Raw genomic sequence first — 19,908 nt, 5'->3', positions numbered from 1 at the left:
AGCCGGAACGCCGCCCGGATCGAAGCGTCGAACAAAGGAGACAGCATGGCATTCATCGCAACACCCACCGCCGGGCAGCTCGTCGCGGGTCCGGCGCAAGGAAATGGCTTGTTTTGCGCGGGTCGCTGGTTCGAGGTGATCGAGACCGAGAACAGCCATGGGGCGACGCATACGATCGAGGTCCCTTACAGAAACGCGCCGCTGTCCGTCACGCTGAAGCAAGCGAATACGCCCGATCAGACAGGCAATACAAGGACCGATCACAACGGCGACTGGAAAATTACTTTTTCCTCTTGCAAGCCCGGCCATGCGGATGTGTCCCTGCTCGACCAGGCCGAGGTGCTGGAGAGCGTCGCGTTCAATATCGCACCGAACCTGCGGGTGCCGCTCGCGCTCAAGCTGGAAGGCCTGGACGCAAGCGGCAATCAACTGATCGACTTGCCGGAAGGCGGCCGTCATTTGCAGATCGAGGTCTTGCCGCGCAGTCCCACACGCGCGATCGGCGTGCAGCTTCGCGCGCAAGGCGATCTTTTGCCGCGCCAGACAGGTTCTCCGGGTACGCCCTTGGCCGCCCTCGCCTTCTCGTCCTTCCTTCCGGGAAAATACGCACCCATGGGGCCGGCCATCCTGGTCGACGACACGGATTTCTTCGGTGTCACCACCACCACCCAATTCAACTTCCAGACGCGCGACTTCACCGATCCGGCCATCGCGATCACCGAACCGGCTGAAGACCAGGTAATCGTGGTGGGGCAACTGCCATTGACCCTGGCGGTGCGTGGCACCGTGAGCGATCCGCAAAGCGGCTACAAGGACGGTACGCTGACCTACTCGTTCGCCGGACAAACCGACGTGCCGGTCAACGTCGCCGGCGGCGCCTGGGTTTTCGAGCTGAGCGTGGCCAGCTATGGCCAGTACGAGCTGACCATGACGGCGGCCGATGGGGTGGGTAACACGCGCGCGCGCATCGCGGTACGCCAGTTCGAGGTGGTGTCCTCGTATCTGCCGAAGTCGATCGACGAGTTGCTCAGCCCTTCAGCCTATCTCAACGAACTGCTGCGCTTCGCGCGCAGCCATCTGCTGACCGGCGATACCCCAAACGCAGGCGCGGCAAGCGCCGTCGATCTGACGCGCGAATTTCGGCAGCCATTCGGCGAGCTCGCGCAACCGGGTTCGGTCGCCGCCGGGCGGCCCGTCTCCGACCTGCTGACGCCAGTGCAGATCTTGCGGGATGTCAAATCCGCCGACACGGCCAGCCTGATCGGACGCTGGACGTTTTCGGAACTGGCGCAGCAGGCACCCGACGGCGTACGCGACCGGGCCGGACGCTTCGACCTGAACGGTGGCTATCACGGTAGCGGCCGTTATGCCGACGTGGTGGCCCGGATGGTTGGCGCCCCAGGCACCGACATGGAGGGCGCCATGGTGCTCGACGGCGAATCGTACGCCCAGATCGCGCACCGCCCGGTGCTCGAAGTCGGCCGCGACGAGCGCGATTTCACGCTCTCGTGCTGGGTATATCCGAACGATACCGGCAACGGCACGTGGCGCCAGATCCTGTACAAAGGGCATGAACCAGTATGGCCCACGGATGTGAACCGCACCTTCAGCCTGTGGCTCATGCCCGACTCGAATACCGTGTACTTTCGTATTTCAACAACGGGCAATGTGGACGATGGCGGCGCCTCCGCAAGCACCTTGCCGGTCCAGCGCTGGTCGCATCTTGCCTATGTAAAATCAGGCGGGCAACTCAAGCTGTACATCGATGGCAAACTGGACGCCGAGGTGACACTGGCGGGCAGTGTCGTGGCCAATACCGATCCCCTCATTATCGGCAAGAGTCCCTACTCGAATAGCTACCTGGGCGGATTCGCGGAACTTCGCTTGTACGGCTATGCATTGCAGCCGGAAGACGTGGAACAACTGGCCTTGAATCGCCGCCTCGGCATGACGGCAACGCCGATTGCCGACTACCATGAAGCCGCCTACGAGGCCTTGCTGCTCGGACTGGGTACCTCGCTGGAAGAGCTGCGCGGACTGGGTGCCTTGTCCGGCGCCCAGCGCCATGCCCTGGCCGAACGCCTGGGACTGCTCACGCCGGTCGCCAGCGGGGACAACCTGGCCACCATCATGCCCACTTATCCACCGGGCTCGACCATGTTCGAGCCGTGGCTGGCAGGCGCCTTCGGATTGCCTCTTACCTACACGCCAGAGTTTCCGTCGGAATTGCCCATCGACTTCACCGGGATCGTGTCGGCACAGCGCTTCAATCTGAGCTATCGATGGTCGCAGGAAGACGCGCGGCAAGCCATGCCGCCGGAACTCGATCCGGATCTGGTGGAGATGGCGGACCTCGCCCCTGCCGCGCTCGATTGGTCAGCCCTGCTACGCGCGCGCAGCACGGAATTGACGGTGCAGTTCGATGCCTTCGCTGCACTGCTCGGCGCCGGGTCGGCCGCTGCCGCGCTCGACAAAGTCTATTCGCGCGACGAACTGAGCAAATTACAGGCCTTGTCGATTGCGGAAAAAGCAGGGATACCGATTGGCGCCGAACTCGCGCATTTCCACCTCGATCACAAGATGTTCCGGCGCCTGCTGGCGTACATCGACCAGCTCACTGTCGCGCTTGGCCCGCAAGAACGCAATGACTTTGCCCATTTGCTCACGCAATTATGGAAAGTGCGTACCCGCTACACGCCCTGGAAACAGGCGGAGACGGCCCTCGGATCGCGCCTCTGGCCCACCGCGACAACGGCGGCGGCCTGGCATCCCGGCTCCTACAAGTCCGGCTTCTTGCCCTGGCGCGGCAACGCACTGCAAAGAACCGCCATCGAGCGGCGCCTGGGCGGCAGGCTGCGGGCCTGGCAAACCATCCGGGATGCGCAAGAACGCTCGGTGGGCGAGGTGCAGCGCATCACGCTGCCCTCGCTGCGCGACGATTTGCTCGGGATCGCGGCGCTGCCTTTCGCAACCCAACGCATGGATCAGTTGACCGAACGCTGGCTGGTCGATTTTGCCGCGACCAGTGCCACCTTGGTCACGCCGCTCGAACAGGCGACGCTCAGCTTGCAAACACTCATCAATGGCATTCGCCATGCATGGTACGAAGCAAGTCACGTGGCCGGGCGCTGGACCATCAAGCCCGAATACCGCGAGCAATTCGACGATGAATGGCAGTGGCTGGGCAACTATGGACACTGGCGCGCCGCAGTGCTGAGCTATCTGTATCCGGAAAATCTCTTGTTCCCGGAGCTGAGGAAAGGACGATCGGCCGCGTTCGAAACATTTCAAACTGAATTGCGCAACATGCAGCCGCTGTCGTCGGGCAGCCTGGCCAGGCCGCCGGCCGCCTTTACCCTTGCACGCAATGCGCTCGGCGGCGACGAGGCCGAGTATTTTGCGCCGATGGCAATCGGCCTCGCGCTGCAAAGGGCGGGACTGTATGCCTCCGCCCTCGACACCTACCGGCAAGTGTTCGATGCGAGCCGGGCGGGAGCCGCACGCAAGCGCGCCGCCTTGCTCAGGAGCGAACACGATCATCAAGCCCCGGCCCCCTTCTTCGATGACCGCTGGACCCTGGAACTGACCGACCCGCATGCGGTCGCCTTGCGGACGGACGACAATGGCCAGCGCATCTGGGGCAATCCGTACACGCGCCATACGATCACCCAGATCGCCCACTGCCTGCTGGCGCAAGCGGACGGCGAGTATGCGGCAGGAACCAAAGACGCGCGCAACAAGGCACTGTCGATCTACCTGGAAGCCAGGCAAGTGCTCGCCTTCGATGAACTGCGCGACCTGAAACCGGTGCGGCCGGAACAGGCCTATCTGCCCAATCCGGTCGTGGCGGCACAACGGGCGCACGTCGATGTCGCTTTACGCAAATTGCGGCGCGGCTTGAGTTTTTCAGGCACACCCTTGGCGCCGGACCTGACCCGGGGCCCGAATGCGGGCGCGGCATCGAGCCTGACCAGGCCGACACCGTACCGCTTCAAGATATTGATGGAGCGTGCCAGGCAATTGGCCGCACAGGCCCAGCAGTTCGAGTCGCACTATTTGTCCGTCATGGAAAAAGGCGAGGCGGAAGCCGAAAAACTCATGCGCGAGAATTTCATTTCCGAAATCGCCGGACAAACCGTCACGCTGCGCCAGTTAGGCGAGGACGATGCCCGGACAGGAAAGGTTTTGGCGCAGCTGCAACAAGGCCGTTCGCAAATGCAGACCGATCGGTACCAAAGCTGGCTTGCCGCCGGCACGAGCGAGCATGAACGATTGCAAATGAAGTATATTCAAGAGTCGAGCACGAGCCGTCAGGTCATGAATATTGCCGATGCGGTCATGAGTGGCACGCAAGCGATACAAGTGGCGGCCGGCCTGATCGAGACTGTGCTATCGGCGGGTGCCAAAATGGCACTCGGTGTCACCATCGCGGCTGCGGCCGCCGGCAAGGCGGTAGCCCAGGGGTTCCTGATTGACCAGGAAACCAGAAGCCAGTTGAACGGCATCCTCGCCTCGCACGAGCGCAGGGCCCAGGAATGGCAGCTGCAACACGACTTGTCCAGGCAGGATGTGATGATTGGTACGCAGCAGCTCGTGGCCGCGGACGATCGCATTGCCATCGCCGTGCAAGAGTCGCTGATCGCCCGTACCCAGTTGACCCAATCGCGCCAGATGCTGGCATTTCTCAATAACAAATTTACCAGCGTCGAATTCTACCAATGGCTGACCGGGGTGCTGGCCGAGACCTATGCATTTTTCCTGCGTACGGCAGCCAGTACCGCACAACAGGCCGAACTGCAACTCGCCTTCGAACGCCAGGAAACGCCTGTGCGTCAGATCAAGTCAGACTATTGGTTATCTGCATCGGAAGCATCGGGTGGGGCGGATGGCAGCGCCACACCGGACCGGCGCGGGATCGGCGGGTCGACCCGGCTGTTGCAAGACCTCTACACGCTCGACCAGCAAGCCTTCAGTTCCGAACGCCGCTTGCTAAACCTGAGCCAGAGTTTTTCGCTTTCCCGCCTGATGCCCCTTGAATTCGAGGAATTCCGGCGTACCGGTGTGTTGACCATTTCCACACCGATGCAATGGTTCGATGAAGGCTTCCCGGGGCACTATATGCGCTTGCTCAAGCGTGCACGCATCTCGGTTGCCGCGCTCATCCCGCCAGGCCAGGGCATCCGCGCCACCTTGACCAACGGCGGCCTGTCGCGCGTCGTCACCGCCGAGCCGGGCTTTCCGACCGTCGTGGTGCGCCAGGATCCCCAGAGCGTCGCGCTGACGTCGCCCGTGGCCGCCACGGGTGTATTCGAACTCGATGCCCAGCCGGACATGCTATACCCCTTCGAGGGAACGGGCGTGGACACGACCTGGTACTTCGAACTGCCACCGGCCGCGAATCCCTTCGCTTTCGATACGCTTGCCGAAGTGGTGCTGACCGTTGATTACAGTGCGCTGATGAGCTACGAACTGCGTGACCGGGTAATCAAGAAGTTGCCGCGCCGTTGGAGCGGCGATCTGACCTATAGCGTGCGGCGCGACCTGCCCGACGTCTGGTATCAGCTGTCCAATCCCTCGCGTGCGGGCGTGTACGAGATCGATCTCCATATGGATGCGCGATCGTTTCCCGCAGGGCTGTCCGATCTCCAGATCGATGAAGTGGCGCTGTCGATGCACTTGAAGGACGGCAGCTATCCGGCGGCCTTCGTTGCGCCGGCGTTGACGCCTTCCGGGGGCGCGGCCCCGACCACGGGTGCAGCGGCCGCCTTGATCCATGGGCTCGCCAGTTCGACGCAATCCGGTACACCGAGCTGGAGCGTGTTGAGGGGAGCGGCAGGAACAGGCGCCTTGTGGAAATTTACGCTAACGACCGATCAATTTTCGAGCTTTTCGCTCAGCGAATCGTTCCAGGAGGCGAACGTGGACGACATTATCCTCGTCTTTACCGCGTCCGGACTGCGTCCGGCGTGGCTGACATGAGCCACGCCGGATTGGCGCGTCGTGCCGGCTTTACTTGTCTTCGCTGGCGATGAAGCGGTAGGCCAGCGCGCCCAGCAGCGCGCCAACGATAGGCGCGACCCAGAACAGCCACAGCTGGCCGATGGCCCAATCGCCCGCGAACAGCGCCACGCCGGTGCTGCGCGCCGGGTTGACCGAGGTGTTGGTGACCGGAATGCTGATCAGGTGGATCAGGGTCAGTGCCAGCCCGATCGGCAGCGGCGCGAAGCCGGCCGGCGCGCGCTTGTCGGTCGCGCCCAGGATCACGATCAGGAAGAACATCGTCATGACCACTTCCGTGACCAGCGCCGCCAGCAGCGAGTAGCCGCCCGGCGAATGGTCGCCGTAGCCGTTGGACGCGAAACCCTTGCTCACGTCAAAGCCGGCGGCGCCGCTGGCGATAACGTACAGCACGCCAGCGGCGGCGATGGCGCCGATCACCTGCGCTACAATGTACGGCAACAGTTTCGACGCCGGAAAGCGTCCGCCCGCCCACAAGCCGATCGATACCGCCGGGTTCAGGTGGCAGCCCGAGATATGGCCGATCGCATACGCCATGGTGAGCACCGTCAGGCCGAAGGCCAGCGAGACGCCATGCAAGCCGATGCCGACGCCCGGAAATGCCGCCGCCAGCACGGCACTGCCGCAACCGCCAAGCACGAGCCAAAAGGTTCCGAGAAATTCGGCGCTGTAATGTTTCATGAAATTATCCTTATTGAATGAGATCGCGGCGCGACAGAGGAATCTGTAGCCGCTGAGCAAGCATATTGCCACCTACAAATCATTATCGCAACAACAAAATTGCGGATTGATTCATGAGGAAGCGGGCGCCAGGCTACGCTGGCGCCGCCTCAGGCCGCGCCCAGGCGTGGATAGGTGAACGCGATGAAGTGGATGCTGTTGAGCGCCAGGTGGGTCAGGATGGCCGTTTCGATGCGCTTCGAGCGCAAGTAGGCATATCCGTAGCCCAGCCCCGCCAGGGCCGCCAGGCCAGCCAGCAGCGCCCCGCCGCGCGCATGCGCAAGCCCGAACAGGAGCGCCGCCACGCACAGGGCGATCGTCGGCCCGGCCTTCCAGCGGCGCATGGCGCGCGTCAGCTGCTCCTGGATGAAGCCGCGGAAGAACGCTTCCTCGGTCACGCAGGTAAACAGCAGATTGATCGCGATGAACCACAGCGTGTACGCGGACAGCTTGAGGTCGACATCGACATAGCCCGCCAGCAAGCCGACCGGCAGCACGATCAGCGGCGTGCCGAGGATGATCCAGGAATGCCGCCCCACCTCGCGCCATTGCTCGCGGGTACGGGCCGGCACGCAAAACAGCGCGAACAGGATCAGTCCGGCGGCGGCGGTATCGAAATTGAGCCGTTGCGTCACCGGCGCCGCCGCCGCGCTGATCACCAGGTCCGACACCAGCGGCGGATTGACGAAGCCCGGAAAACGGTGCATCGACATGGCCAGCAGCATGCACCCCATCGCCACCATCAGCAGCACGTGCAGCGGCCCGCTCTTGCTGCGCCGCGCGGCGTACGCCAGCGCGCCCAGCGCCAGCAGTGCGGCGATGGCTGGCAGGGACAGCAGGCCGGTCGCCACGCCGCTCGCGCAGGCCAGCGTCAGCATGCACAGCCACGGCGGCAGCGCCAGTCCGGAACGCAGGGTCAGCGGGGCCAGCCACACCGAACAAACGGCAAGCGCAAGCAGACCGTAGGTCGTCACCAGCGCGGCGCTGAGATGCATCATGCCGGTACTCCGCTCGGGCTGGCTTCGGCAACAAGGGCAATACGGGGAAGAGTGGGTGTCATAGATCAGCATGCGCCTCGATAAAGTTGCAAAATTGTAATTGATTGGCGCGCGAGAAGCAACGGGGCGACTGCCGTGCGCGAGGATGGCCGATTGCGCCCCTGCCCCATTCATGGCACGATGCTCCCCCTGTACATTTTCATTGGAGTATCAATGCGCCGCGTTTCCGCACTCGCCATCGGCCTCGTCCTTGCAAGCCAGCCGGCCTTCGCCCAGAAACGCGCCGCCGCGCCGGCCACGCCGAAGGTAGCCGAAGCGCCCCTGCGCGCCCACCTGTCCTTCCTGGCCGACGACATGCTCGAAGGGCGCGGCACCGGCCAGCGCGGCGGCGAACTGGCCGTGCGCTACCTCGAAACCCAGGCCGCCGCGATCGGCCTCTTGCCCGGCGTCGGGAAGGTGTACCGCCAGTCGGTGAACATGGTCGGCACCAAGACCCTGCCCACCAGCGCGGTGCGCTTCGAGGTGGGCGGCAAGACGCTGGCGCCGCAGCTTGGCAAGGAGATCGTTTTCAACAATGCCAGCGGCAAGCCGAAAGTCCGCTTCGACGCGCCGCTGCTGTTCGTCGGCTACGGCATCAGCGCCGAGGATGAACGCTGGGACGACTACGCGGGCACCGACGTCAAGGGCAAGCTCCTGATCATGATGGTCAACGACCCCAAACCGACGGCGGCGGAACCGAACCGCTTCGGCGGCAAGTCACTGACCTATGCGGGCCGCTGGATGTACAAGTACGAAGAAGCGCTGCGGCGCGGCGCGGCCGGCGTGCTGCTGATACACACGACCGAGTCAAGCTCCTACCCGTGGAGCGTGCCGGCCAACGGCATGAGCAAGGAACAGTTCCACCTGGCTGGCGAAGGCAACGCGCTGCAAGGCTGGCTGCAGGAAGAGACGGCGCGCGCCCTGTTCGCCGCCGCCGGCCAGGATCTCGACGCCCTGCGCGCCAGGGCCGAGGTGCGCGGCTTCAAGGCGGTCGATTTGAAAGCGCGTGCCCGGGTCGCCGTCGACAGCGCCATCCGCCCGGTCGAGCAGTTCAACGTGGTCGGCATCGTGCCCGGCACCGATGCGACGCTCAAGCAGCAGGCCGTGATCTATTCGGCCCACTGGGACCACCTCGGCATCGACAGCGCCGACGGCAAGCCGGATCACATCTGGAATGGCGCGGTCGACAATGCGTCCGGCTCCGCCGCCCTGCTGGCGATGGCGCAGGCGGCGGTGCGCCAGCCGGCCCGCCGCACCCAGATTTTCCTGTGGCCGTGCGCCGAGGAACAAGGCTTGATCGGCAGCCTCGCTTACGTGCGCGACCCGGTCTGGCCGCTGGCCGATACCGCGGCCGACCTGAATCTGGACAGCATGAACTTCGTCGGCCCCACGCGCGACATCGGCGTGGCCGGCGCGCAGCGCAGCAGTTTGTACGCCAGCGCCGCCAAGGTGGCCAAGGCCATGGGGATGCGCCTGGCGCCGCAGACGCCCGACCTGGGCGGGGCTTACTTCCGCGCCGACCATTTCAATTTCGCGAAAGCGGGCGTACCGGCGTTTAACGTCGGTTCGGCCGTGTTTTCGGGCGACGGCAGCTTCGAGTTCGAGCATGACAACGGCGCGTCGAGCGCGAAGATGGTCGGCTTCAAGGATCACTACCATCAGGTCAGCGACGAGTACAACCCGGCGTGGGATTTGCGCGGCATGGTGCAGCAGGCGCAGTTCACGCTAAATCTCGGCTACGAGGTGGCCAATGCGGCCGCCATGCCAACCTGGAACAAGGGTGACCCGCTGGGGAAGGTGAAGCGCTGACGGTGGCGCCCGCGCCACGCGGGCGTTCCGGTTTGCCGGTTTGTGCCACAATTGTCTCATCACCAGCGCAAGGAGGCCGCACATGAACGAACGCATCTCCATCGACACGCCGGACGGCAGTTTCAGTGCCTACGTCGCCCGTCCGGCCGCCACGCCCGCCCCGTCCATCGTGGTCCTGCAGGAGATCTTCGGCATCAACGCCGACCTGCGCGAAACGTGCGACCGTCTCGCCGCGCAAGGCTATATCGCGCTCTGCCCCGACCTGTTCTGGCGCCTGGAACCGAACGTGGAATTGAGCGACAAGAGCGACCTCGAATGGAAAAAGGCCATGGCGCTGAAAAAGGCGTTCGACGTGGACAAGGGCTTGGATGATATCGCCGCCACCCTGGCGGCGGCGCGCGCCCTGCCCGGCGCGACCGGCAAGGCGGGTGTGATGGGCTTTTGCATGGGTGGCCTGCTGACCTTCCTGACCGCCACCCGCGCCAGGCCCGATTGCGCGGTGGCTTACTACGGCGGCGGCACCGAGAAGCACGTCGACGCCTTCGAGACCCTGGCCTGCCCCCTGATGATGCACCTGGGCGAAGCCGACGAGTATATTTCAGCCGGCGCGCGCGCCACCATCGTCAAGGCCGCCGAGGGCAACCCGCGCGTGCAGATCTTCACCTATCCCGGCCAGAACCACGCCTTCGCGCGCTGGAACGGCGTGCATTTCGACGCCCAGGCGGCCGCCCAGGCCAACGACAGGACGCGGGCCTTTTTCGCACAGCACCTCAAGCAGGCTACTCGAACAGCTTGAGTTTGAGCTGCACCGAAATCCCGCCATGCAGGCGGTCTTTATAGGTCGGCACGAGCGCCACGTTCACGCCGACGCGCTGGTACTCGAAGGTGGCGGTCGGAATCGCGGCCAGGAACCAGCCGCCGCCGCGCATCTTGGGGTAGCCATCGAAGCCGCCCAGCACCGCGCCAAAGCGCACGCCCGCGTACGACAGGGGCTGGTAATACATCCCCACATACTTCGAGTGCTGGCGGTCGCTATTGAAAAAGCGGCCGGCCGTGAGCGCCGAATATTCCGACAGGCGATACTCCACGCCCAAGCCGGGATTGCGCCCGTTGAGGTGCTTGTCGCTCTGGAAGTGGTGCGTCGCAAAGCCGCTCGTGAGCCATACCTGGCTGCGCTTTTCGCTGCCGTCGAAGGCCGTGGCAGTGGCGTCCGGCGTGGTGACATTTTCGGCCAGCGCCGGTGCGCATGCCAGCAGCGCCAGGCCCAGGGCCGGCAAGTTCTTCAAGATCATGGTGGTCAATCGTCGTCGTCAGGGTCCAGGTCGGGGAACATGACCTGCGTGTAGCCAAATTTGGTGAAGTCCTCGATCCGCATCGGGTACAGGATGCCGAGCAGGTGGTCGACTTCGTGCTGCACCACGCGCGCGTGAAAACCATCGACCTCGCGCACGATGCGCTTGCCATGCTGGTCCACGCCTTCATAGCGCAGTTGCGTGAAGCGCGGCACGCTGCCGCGCAGTCCCGGCACCGACAGGCAGCCTTCGAAGGCTTCTTCCTTGTCGTCGGAAAGGGGCGTGAGCACGGGATTGATCAGCACCGTCTGCGGCACCGCCGGCGCGTCCGGATAGCGCTGGTTATCCTTGAAGCCGAAAATCACCAGCTGCAGATTGACGCCAATCTGCGGCGCGGCCAGCCCGGCGCCATTCGCATGGTGCATGGTGTCGAACATGTCGGCGATCAGCGCCTCCATGGCCGGCGTGCCGAACTCGCGCACCGGTTCGGCCACCCGCAGCAAGCGCGCATCGCCCATCTTGAGGATGTCGCGGACGGTCATGAGAAGTTCTGCTCGCGGTGCAGCTGTTCGAGGAAGGTGCGGAAGCCCTCGCCCGTTTCGGGGTGCTTCAGGCCCATTGCCGTCATCGCCGTCAGGTAGCCCAGCTTGGAACCGCAATCGTAGCGCTGGCCCGCATAGCGGTAGGCCAGCACGCGTTCGGCCGCCATCAGCGCGGCGATGCCGTCGGTGAGCTGGATTTCGCCGCCGGCGCCGGTGCCGATGTGTTCCAGGTAGCGGAAAATCTTGGGCGACAGGATATAGCGTCCCACCACCGCCAGGGTCGACGGCGCCACTTCCGGCTTCGGTTTTTCGACGATCTCGGACACCAGCTCCAGGTTTTCGCGGTAGGAGGTGGCCTTGACGATGCCGTACTGGCGCGTGTTCGCGCGCGGTACCTCTTGCACCGCCAGCACGCTGCATTGCTCGTAGGCGTAGACATCGGTCATCTGGGCCAGCACCGGACGCGCGCCAGGTTCGGTGTCCATGAAGTCGTCGGCCAGCAGCACCGCGAACGGTTCGTCGCCCACCACCGGCTGCGCGCACAGCACCGCGTGGCCGAGGCCGAGCGGCGCGGATTGACGGATGTAGATGCAGTTGATGTTCTTCGGGATGACGTTGCGCACCAGTTCCAGCAGCTCCGCCTTGCCGGCCGCTTCGAGTTCCGATTCGAGTTCGTAGGCCTTGTCGAAATGGTCTTCGATGGCGCGCTTGTTGCGGCCCGTGATGAAGATCATGTCGGTGATGCCGGCGGCAACCGCCTCTTCGACCGCGTACTGGATCAGCGGCTTGTCGACGATCGGCAGCATTTCCTTCGGCTGCGCCTTGGTGGCCGGCAGAAAACGGCTACCGAGACCGGCTACGGGAAAGACTGCTTTTCTAACTGGATTCATCTTGATTCGGTTCCGTGGAAGATGCTGTCGCCAGCAGTGAAAGAAGGGCCGCTTCGTCGAGGAGCGTGATGCCGAGCTCCTGCGCCTTGGCCAGTTTGCTGCCGGCATCCGCGCCGGCAACGACGTATGAGGTCTTTTTCGATACCGACCCGGAGACCTTGCCGCCGGCCGCTTCGACCAGCGCGCCGGCTTCGTCGCGCGACAGGGTCGGCAGAGTGCCGGTAATGACGAAGGTCTTGCCGGCCATGGCGCCCGTGTTTTTCATCACGTGCTCGCCTTCCTTCCAGCGCAGCTTGTCCGCCAGGGTGCGCACCAGCGCCAGGTTGTCGGCATCGGTCAAGAATTCGCTGATCGAGCGCGCCACGATCGGGCCGACGTCGGGCACTTCCAGCAATTGCAGGCCGCCTTCGAAGCTGGCCGCGTGCAGCAGCGCTTCCAGGTTGCCGAAGTGCTGGGCCAGCGCCTTGGCGGTCGACTCGCCGACGTTGCGGATGCCGAGCGCGTAGATGAAGCGCCCCATGGTGGTATCGCGCGATTTTTCGAGCGCGTCGACCACGTTCTGGGCCGACTTGGCGGCCATGCGGTCGAGGCCCGCCAGCTTGTCCTTGTCGAGCGTGTACAGGCCGGCCGCGTTGTTGATCAAGCCCTTGTCGACCAGTTGCTCGATCAGCTGGTCGCCCAGGCCTTCGACGTCGAGCGCGCGGCGCGACACGAAGTGCATCAGGCCACCTTTTTTCTGGGCGCTGCAATGGGTCCAGCCGCCGGAGCAGCGCGCCACGGCTTCGTCCTCGAGGCGCACGATGGGCGAGCCGCACACCGGGCAATTGGCCGGCATGACGAATTCGCGTACGTCGGCCGGACGGCGCTCGGCCACGAAGGCCACCACTTCGGGAATCACGTCGCCCGCGCGGCGCACGATGACCGTGTCGCCGATGCGGATATCCTTGCGCCGCACTTCACCTTCGTTGTGCAAGGTGGCGTTGGTGACGTTCACGCCACCGACGTTGACCTGCGCCAGCCGCGCAACGGGCGTGATCGCGCCGGTGCGGCCGACCTGCACTTCGATATCGAGCACCTGGGTGAGCGCTTCTTCGGCCGGGAATTTGTGGGCGATGGCAAAGCGCGGCGCGCGCGACACAAAACCAAGTTTTTGCTGCTGTTCGAGGCGGTTGACTTTATACACCACGCCATCGATTTCGTAAGCCAGCGTGGGACGGCGCTTGCCGATGTCGCGGTAGTAGTCGATCAAGCCCTGCGCGCCGGTGACGACGGCGCGCTCGCTCGACACCGGCAGGCCGAGCGCCTGGTACCAGTCCAGCAGGGCCGAATGCGATGGCGGCATGGCGGCGCCTTCCAGCCCGCCGACACCGTACGAAAAGAAGCGCAGGCTGCGCTGGGCCGTGATGCGCGAGTCGAGCTGGCGCAGGCTGCCGGCGGCGGCGTTGCGCGGATTGGCGAATTCCTTCTGGCCGGCGTCGCGCTGGCGCGCATTGAGCTTGGCGAAATCGGCCTTGTACATCAGCACTTCGCCGCGCACTTCGAGCACCGCCGGCACCGTATCGCCGTGCAGGCGCAGCGGAATGGCGCGCACCGTGCGGATATTCGCCGTGACGTCCTCGCCGGTGGCGCCGTCGCCGCGCGTGGCCGCTTGCACGAACACGCCGTTTTCATAGCGCAGGCTGATCGCCAGGCCGTCGAACTTGAGTTCGGCCGCATACTCGACCTGCTCCGCGTCCAGGCCTTCGCGCGCGCGCCGGTCGAAGTTCTCGATATCCTCGTCCTCGAAGCCGTTGTTCAGCGAGAGCATCGGGATGCTGTGCGTGACCTGCTTGAATTCGGGCAGCGGCGTGGCGCCCACGCGGTAGGTGGGCGAGTCGACCGATACCGCTTCCGGGTGGGCCGCTTCGAGCGCCTGCAATTCGCGGAACAGACGGTCGTACTCGGCGTCGGGAATGGTCGGCGCATCCTGCACGTGGTACGAGAAAATATGGCGATTCAGTTCGGCCGTGAGCTGCGCCATGCGGCCAAGGTCGTCGCCGTGCTGGGTGGTTGGAGTTATTGTCGTCACGATGATCTTTTTGTATTAGCTGAACAAGCGCATGGCGCGCGTCGAACCGGCCGGAATGTCGGCCGCTTCCATCTCCTGGTAGAAATCGAGCACCTGGCTGTTGATTTCGGCAAGGGCCTGGTCGGTCAGGGCCTGGTCGCTGTCGTCGACGATGACGGCATCCAGGCGTCCCACCAGCGCCTTGGCGCACGCGAGCATGGCGCCGAAGCCGTCGCGCGCCGGCGCCACGCACGGCACGTCCAGCAGCAGCGTCAGGCGCGAGGTGGTATCGGCGCCCAGGGTGACGTTGGTGGTCAGCGTGAACAGCTGGCCGCCATCGCCATCGGGCATGATGTAGCGCCCGTCGGGACGCACGTCGAAGCCCTGCTTCTCCAGCGCGCCGATCAGGGTCGCGATCGACCACGGGGCGCCGTAGGACAACAGGTTCACGCCCAGCTGGGCATCATGCCCGGAAACGAAGCGGTGCAAGGTACGCGACTCGCCCATGACTTCGATCATGTCCGGGATTTCCGGTTCGGCGCCGATATCGTCGGCCACCGCGCGCAGGCGCGTGACCAGCTCCGAGTATTCGAGTTCGTTCAGCGCCGTGGTGCGGCTGGCCATCTGCACGCCAGCCTGCAGCTTGGTGTACACGCCGCCGTGGACGATCGGTTCCCAGTCGCCGTTGACGTGCAGGCCGATGAAGTGCACCGGCTTGTTGCCGACATGGCGCAGGGTGTGCAGGACCGGCAGGATTTTGTCGCCCCGCACCGGCGCTTCCAGCGCCAGCGGAATCAGGACATCGATCAGCGGGTCGACCAGGCTGGTGGCCAGCTCGGTGGCCGGGGTGATCGCTTCGACCGGCGCCGCCACGGGGGCCAGCGGCGCGGCCGGCTCCTCCGCCGCCTCGTCCGCATGCGCAGCGGCGGGCGCCGCGACCGGCGTTGCGGCAGTTGCCGGCGTATCGTCCGCCGGCGGGGCCGGTTTCAGGTCGAAACTCGGTTCGCTGCGCACGATGTCGCCGGGGCGCAGCAGCACGTCGTCGTGCTCGGACGCGAAGGCGCGTTCGACGCTCTTCTTGGCCTTGTGCTCCTGCCACTTGTTGTACGCGAAGACGCCGGCGACGAATACGCCGGCCGCGCCGATCAGGCTCATTTGTAAATCAGTCATGCTGCTTGTGCCTCGGTAGCAAAATTCGCGGCGGACTCCATGTCCACCGCCACAATGCGCGATACGCCCTGCTCCTGCATCGTCACACCGATCAGTTGATTGGCCATTTCCATCGCAATTTTATTGTGCGAGATGAAAAGGAATTGAGTATGGTCGGACATCCGTTTTACCATGCGGCAGAAGCGCTCGGTGTTGGCGTCGTCCAGCGGCGCATCGACCTCGTCGAGCAGGCAGAATGGGGCCGGATTGAGGCGGAACATCGAAAATACCAGCGCGGTCGCGGTCAGCGCTTTTTCGCCGCCCGACAGCAAATGGATGGTGGCGTTCTTCTTGCCCGGCGGCTGCGCCATGACCTGCACGCCGGAGTCGAGGATTTCGTCGCCCGTCATCACCAGCCTGGCGTTGCCGCCGCCGAAGAGGATCGGGAACAGTTCCGAAAAATGGTAATTGACCTTGTCGAAGGTATCCTGCAGCAGCTCGCGCGTTTCCTTGTCGATGCGGGCGATGGCGTCTTGCAGGGTGTTGATCGCTTCGTTCAGGTCATTGTTCTGCGCGTCGAGGAAGTTCTTGCGCTCGGACGCCTGCGCCAGTTCGTCCAGCGCGGCCAGGTTGACCGCGCCCAGCAGCGCAATGGCATTGGTCAAACGCGTCACCTCGCCCTGCAGGTAGGACGGCTTCATGTCGGGGTGCAGCTTTTCGGAGAGCGCCGCTTCGTCGGCATCGACCGTTTTCAGCGCTTCGGCGAACTGCTCCTGGTTCAGGCGCGCAGCCTGCTCCTTGAGCTGCATTTCCGAGATCCTGTCGCGCTGCGGCTGGAGGCTGCGTTCGGACTGGGTGCGCGTGTCTTCGGCGGCGCGCAGCTGCTGCGTGATCTGGTCCAGTTCATGGCGCGCGTCCGACAGCGCCTTTTCCTGGTTGGTGCGGCGCTCCAGCAAGTCTTGCAGGCCATCGCTGGCGGCGCCGCTTTCCAGCGCTTCGAGCTCCATCTGGCCGAGCGCGATGGACTCGCCCACCTGGGATGCCTGCTGCGTGGCGGTGGCGATATTGCGGCGCAGTTCCTCGATCTTGCTGCGCTGGGTTTTTTCGGCGAACTGCGCTTCCTGGGCCGCGCGTTCGAGCTCGCGCAGCTTTTCGCGCGCGTCCGTCAGCGCCTGTTCACGGTTCAGGAAATCGGTCTGGCCATCTTCGTGCGCGCCCTGCAGCTCGGCCAGTTCCATGTCGAGCTGTTCGAATTTTTCTTCGGACTCCATGCGGACCTGCTGCTGCTCGGCTTCCTGCGTCGCGATCTCGGCCAGGTCGGCCTGGATCTGCGTGCTGCGCTGGTTGAAGCGCGCCTCGACCTCGGACTGCTTGACCACCTCGATTTGCAGCGCGTGCACGCCTTGCGTGAGCGTGGCGACGCGCTGGCGCGCATCCTGCAAACGGCGCGTGAGGTCCGACATGGCGGCGTCGGCGCGCACCGCGCGGGCGCGCGCTTGGTCGGCCAGCATGGTTTGCGCGCGCAACTGCTTGCCGATGTTGTCGATCTCTTGCTGGCGCCCGAGCATGCCATCCTGCTCGCTGTCGGCCGCGTAGAAACGCACGCTGGACTGGGTCACCACGTGGCCCTGGCGCGTGATGAACGAACCGCCCTGCGGCAGGCGCGCGCGCTCGGCAAAGGCGCTGGCGGTGTCTTCGGCGGCAAAGACATTGTGCAGCCAGTCTTGCAGCAAGCCGCGCAGGCCCGGTTCATTGAGCTTGAGCAGGCTGGCGAAGGATTTCAGGCCCGGCGTTTCCAGCGGCGCGGCGGCGCCGGCCAGCGATGGCGCGTACAGCGCCAGCTTGGCCGGCGGCGCATCGCTGAAAAAGGCCTTGGCCCAGTCGATGTTCGACATTTCGAGCGCGCCGGTGCGCTCGCGCAGCACCGATTCGAGCGCCGTTTCCCAGCCCTGTTCGATGCCCAGCTTGTGCCACAGGCGCGGCAGCGCGTCGAGTTCGTGCTTTTGCAGCCAGGGCTGGACCTTGCCCTGCGTTTGCACGCGTTCCTGCATCTGCTTCAGGGCCGACAGGCGCGCTTCGAGCTGCGCGTTGGCTGCGGTCTCAAGGTTCACCTGCGCCTGCGCGGCGCTGCGCTCTTCCTCGGTGCGCTGCTGCTGTTCAGTCGCTTCTTCGAGCAGCATGGTCTGCTCTTCCAGCGCCTGCTGCTTTTCTTCGAGCTGCATGCGCAGGTTGGCCAGGTGGCTGCTGTCGGGCAGATTGAGGCCGTTCTTTTCCTGCTGCAGGCGCTCGCGCCGCGTTTGCAAACCATTGAGGATGTTCGAGGCATTGCGCTGGTGCGCCGATTCGAGTTCGATCTGCTGCTGCGCCTGCATGATGCGGGCGCGCGATTCGGTGGTCTTGTGCTGGGCCGCGCGCCAGGCCGCGTCCAGGTCCGGCAGGCGCTCGCCCTGCGCTTCGGCGTTCATCTGCGATTGCTCGACGCGTCCGCCCAGTTCTTCGAGCAGGTACTCGGCTTCCTCGATCTGCTGCTGGTCATCCTGGCCCTGGGTCTGCCACTGGTTGCGCTGGGCGTTGAGCGCGGCCAGCTGGTTTTGCAGGCGGCTGCGCGATTCGATGACGAACTTGATCTGCGCTTCCAGGCTGCCGATTTCGGCATTGGTCTGGTACAGGTGGCCCTGCGCCGTGTGCAGGCGGTCGCCCACCGAAAAATGCGCCTGGCGCATGTGTTCGAGATTGAGTTCGACGTGGCGCAGCTTGGCCGTCTGCTCCTCCAGGTCGGTCTGGGCCTGCTCCATCTCGCGGAAGAAGCGATTCTGCTCGGTCTGCGCTTCGTTCTTGCGCAGCAGCCAGAGCAGTTTTTGCTTTTCTTCCTGGTCCGCTTGCAGCGAATGGAATTTGTTGGCGACGACCGCCTGCGCTTCGAGCTTTTCGAGGTTGGCGTTCAGTTCGCGCAGGATGTCTTCCACGCGCAGCAGGTTTTCGCGGGTGTCGTTGAGGCGGTTTTCGGTCTCGCGCCGGCGCTCCTTGTACTTCGACACGCCGGCCGCTTCTTCGAGGAACACGCGCAGTTCTTCCGGGCGCGACTCGATGATGCGCGAGATCATGCCCTGGCCGATGATGGCGTAGGCGCGCGGCCCCAGGCCGGTGCCGAGGAAGATGTCCTGGATATCGCGCCGGCGCACCGGCTGGCTGTTGATGTAGTAAGTCGAGGTGCCGTCGCGCGTGAGGGTGCGCTTGACGGCGATTTCGGCATACTGGCCCCACTGGCCGGACGCCTTGCCGTCGTTATTGTCGAACACCAGTTCGACCGAGGCGCGCCCGGCCGGCTTGCGGTGGGTCGAGCCGTTGAAAATGACGTCCTGCATCGACTCGCCGCGCAGCTCGGAGGCCTTCGATTCGCCCAGCACCCAGCGCACCGCGTCGATGATGTTCGACTTGCCGCAACCATTGGGGCCGACCACGCCAACCAGCTGCCCCGGCACCTGGAAATTGGTGGGATCGACGAAAGACTTAAATCCCGACAATTTAATGGAAGACAGGCGCACGTTGTATAGCTAGCTCGGGAATCCTAAAGGTGTCCATCATACCATTTGTTGCCATGTTTTCGGAGAACAGCCGTCGCCCCGCCCGCGCAGTTGCTCCAGGCGGGCAGGCGGCGCTTGTCGGGCCTAAAAACAGACGTAGTTGAAGTAACGATCGGCCTTGGGACATGGCGGCGAGTACGGATTGCGCGTCGGGCCCCAGGTAGCGGTCGTGTAGACCCGGTCGGCGCCGGACAAACCGAGCGCCAGGCCCGTCATCCATTGCTGCGAATTGTGCGGCTCGCCCTTGTAGGGAATGAGCAGTACGGCCAAGGTGAGCGCGATCAGGGTCAGGCTGGGCTGGAACTGGCGGTTCGAGCGCACCAGCGCGATGAAAGCGCCAGCGCACGCCAGCCCGAGCAGGCAGCCGAGGATCGCTTCCGAGACGCTATGGGTGTCGACCATCACGCGCGAAAGCGTGACGGCCAGCGCCAGCGCCACGCCCAGGCCGACCGCGAGGTAGCGCCAGGCCTTGGCGCGCCCGCACAGCGCCAGATAGGCGGCCACCGGGAACACGGCCGCGGCGCGCGCGGCATGGCCGCTGAAGCCCGCGAAATGCACAGCTTCGATGCCGATCCCCCAGCCGAGGAAGGCAATCTTGCTGGCGATGACGATCAACAGGGTGGCGCCGAACAGCAGGCACCAGTACAGGGCGCGGCGGCGGCAGTGGGCGGCGGCCAGCCAGACGGCAATGGCGATGCCCAGGGGCGCGGTGACGGCGATGCCGCCCAGCGCGGTAAGGTGATACCAATTCATAGACAGGGTCGGAAGTGAAAAAAGCCGGGCCTGGCCGGCGCTGCAATGCCGATCAGGCCCGGCCCGA

Annotated in this window: 12 protein-coding genes; 3 read left to right on the top strand and 9 right to left on the bottom strand. The window is 64.6% G+C overall.

Annotated elements, in window-relative coordinates; translation table 11 throughout:
* Positions 1-45 precede the first annotated feature (45 nt).
* Positions 46-5,979: a Tc toxin subunit A-related protein gene (locus F2P44_RS08830; RefSeq protein WP_167086315.1), complete on the top strand. Its 5,934-nt coding sequence runs from the start codon at positions 46-48 to the stop codon at positions 5,977-5,979.
* 30 nt (positions 5,980-6,009) lie between these two features.
* Here F2P44_RS08830 and aqpZ read toward each other — a convergent pair whose 3' ends face one another.
* Positions 6,010-6,723 (bottom strand): aquaporin Z, encoded by a 714-nt coding sequence (aqpZ, locus tag F2P44_RS08825; RefSeq protein ID WP_370662658.1) that lies wholly within the window; start codon positions 6,721-6,723, stop codon positions 6,010-6,012.
* 125 nt (positions 6,724-6,848) lie between these two features.
* Complete coding sequence (locus F2P44_RS08820) at positions 6,849-7,736, bottom strand: CPBP family intramembrane glutamic endopeptidase (protein WP_167086313.1); 888 nt, start codon at positions 7,734-7,736, stop codon at positions 6,849-6,851.
* Positions 7,737-7,949: 213 nt separating this feature from the next.
* On the opposite strand from F2P44_RS08820, the gene F2P44_RS08815 reads away from it, so the two are divergent.
* Both F2P44_RS08815 and F2P44_RS08810 read left to right on the top strand, forming a co-directional pair.
* Entirely contained in the window at positions 7,950-9,584 is a 1,635-nt protein-coding gene (locus F2P44_RS08815; RefSeq protein WP_167086312.1) for a M28 family peptidase, read from the top strand.
* Positions 9,585-9,666: 82 nt separating this feature from the next.
* Entirely contained in the window at positions 9,667-10,380 is a 714-nt protein-coding gene (locus F2P44_RS08810; protein ID WP_167086311.1) for a dienelactone hydrolase family protein, read from the top strand.
* Here F2P44_RS08810 and F2P44_RS08805 read toward each other — a convergent pair.
* The 7 genes from F2P44_RS08805 to F2P44_RS08775 all read right to left on the bottom strand — a co-directional run bounded on the left by F2P44_RS08805 (position 10,364) and on the right by F2P44_RS08775 (position 19,841).
* Complete coding sequence (locus F2P44_RS08805; protein ID WP_370662657.1) at positions 10,364-10,873, bottom strand: hypothetical protein; 510 nt, start codon at positions 10,871-10,873, stop codon at positions 10,364-10,366. The two genes, F2P44_RS08810 and F2P44_RS08805, sit on opposite strands and share 17 nt — an antisense overlap.
* Before the next feature lie 8 nt (positions 10,874-10,881).
* Positions 10,882-11,418: a peptide deformylase gene (def, locus tag F2P44_RS08800; RefSeq protein WP_167086310.1), complete on the bottom strand. Its 537-nt coding sequence runs from the start codon at positions 11,416-11,418 to the stop codon at positions 10,882-10,884.
* Entirely contained in the window at positions 11,415-12,308 is an 894-nt protein-coding gene (gene galU / locus F2P44_RS08795) for a UTP--glucose-1-phosphate uridylyltransferase GalU (protein ID WP_167086309.1), read from the bottom strand. Before galU ends, def begins: the two co-directional genes overlap by 4 nt.
* The gene (ligA, locus tag F2P44_RS08790; protein WP_167086375.1) at positions 12,295-14,328 is read right to left on the bottom strand and encodes an NAD-dependent DNA ligase LigA; all 2,034 of its coding nucleotides are present in this window, start codon (positions 14,326-14,328) and stop codon (positions 12,295-12,297) included. Before ligA ends, galU begins: the two co-directional genes overlap by 14 nt.
* A gap of 63 nt (positions 14,329-14,391) precedes the next feature.
* The gene (locus F2P44_RS08785) at positions 14,392-15,525 is read right to left on the bottom strand and encodes a cell division protein ZipA C-terminal FtsZ-binding domain-containing protein (RefSeq protein WP_167086308.1); all 1,134 of its coding nucleotides are present in this window, start codon (positions 15,523-15,525) and stop codon (positions 14,392-14,394) included.
* Entirely contained in the window at positions 15,522-19,049 is a 3,528-nt protein-coding gene (gene smc, locus F2P44_RS08780; RefSeq protein ID WP_167086307.1) for a chromosome segregation protein SMC, read from the bottom strand. The genes F2P44_RS08785 and smc overlap by 4 nt, the downstream gene beginning before the upstream one ends.
* A gap of 123 nt (positions 19,050-19,172) precedes the next feature.
* The gene (locus F2P44_RS08775; protein ID WP_187363272.1) at positions 19,173-19,841 is read right to left on the bottom strand and encodes a phosphatase PAP2 family protein; all 669 of its coding nucleotides are present in this window, start codon (positions 19,839-19,841) and stop codon (positions 19,173-19,175) included.
* Positions 19,842-19,908: the final 67 nt, after the last annotated feature.

It is taken from the genome of Massilia frigida, from assembly GCF_011682175.1.
GTDB lineage: Bacteria > Pseudomonadota > Gammaproteobacteria > Burkholderiales > Burkholderiaceae_D > Telluria_A > Telluria_A frigida.
The sequence above is the reverse complement of the archived record's forward strand: the minus strand, read 5'-3'. Positions and strand labels throughout refer to the sequence as shown.

Bases quoted from the DNA above. Each gene is read 5' to 3' on its own strand.
- F2P44_RS08830 (WP_167086315.1), top strand. From the start codon at position 46: ATGGCATTCATCGCAACACCCACCGCCGGGCAGCTCGTCGCGGGTCCG.
- F2P44_RS08820 (WP_167086313.1), bottom strand. From the start codon at position 7,736: ATGATGCATCTCAGCGCCGCGCTGGTGACGACCTACGGTCTGCTTGCG.
- F2P44_RS08815 (WP_167086312.1), top strand. From the start codon at position 7,950: ATGCGCCGCGTTTCCGCACTCGCCATCGGCCTCGTCCTTGCAAGCCAG.
- F2P44_RS08810 (WP_167086311.1), top strand. From the start codon at position 9,667: ATGAACGAACGCATCTCCATCGACACGCCGGACGGCAGTTTCAGTGCC.
- def (WP_167086310.1), bottom strand. From the start codon at position 11,418: ATGACCGTCCGCGACATCCTCAAGATGGGCGATGCGCGCTTGCTGCGG.
- galU (WP_167086309.1), bottom strand. From the start codon at position 12,308: ATGAATCCAGTTAGAAAAGCAGTCTTTCCCGTAGCCGGTCTCGGTAGC.
- ligA (WP_167086375.1), bottom strand. From the start codon at position 14,328: ATGGCGCAGCTCACGGCCGAACTGAATCGCCATATTTTCTCGTACCAC.
- F2P44_RS08785 (WP_167086308.1), bottom strand. From the start codon at position 15,525: ATGACTGATTTACAAATGAGCCTGATCGGCGCGGCCGGCGTATTCGTC.
- F2P44_RS08775 (WP_187363272.1), bottom strand. From the start codon at position 19,841: ATGAATTGGTATCACCTTACCGCGCTGGGCGGCATCGCCGTCACCGCG.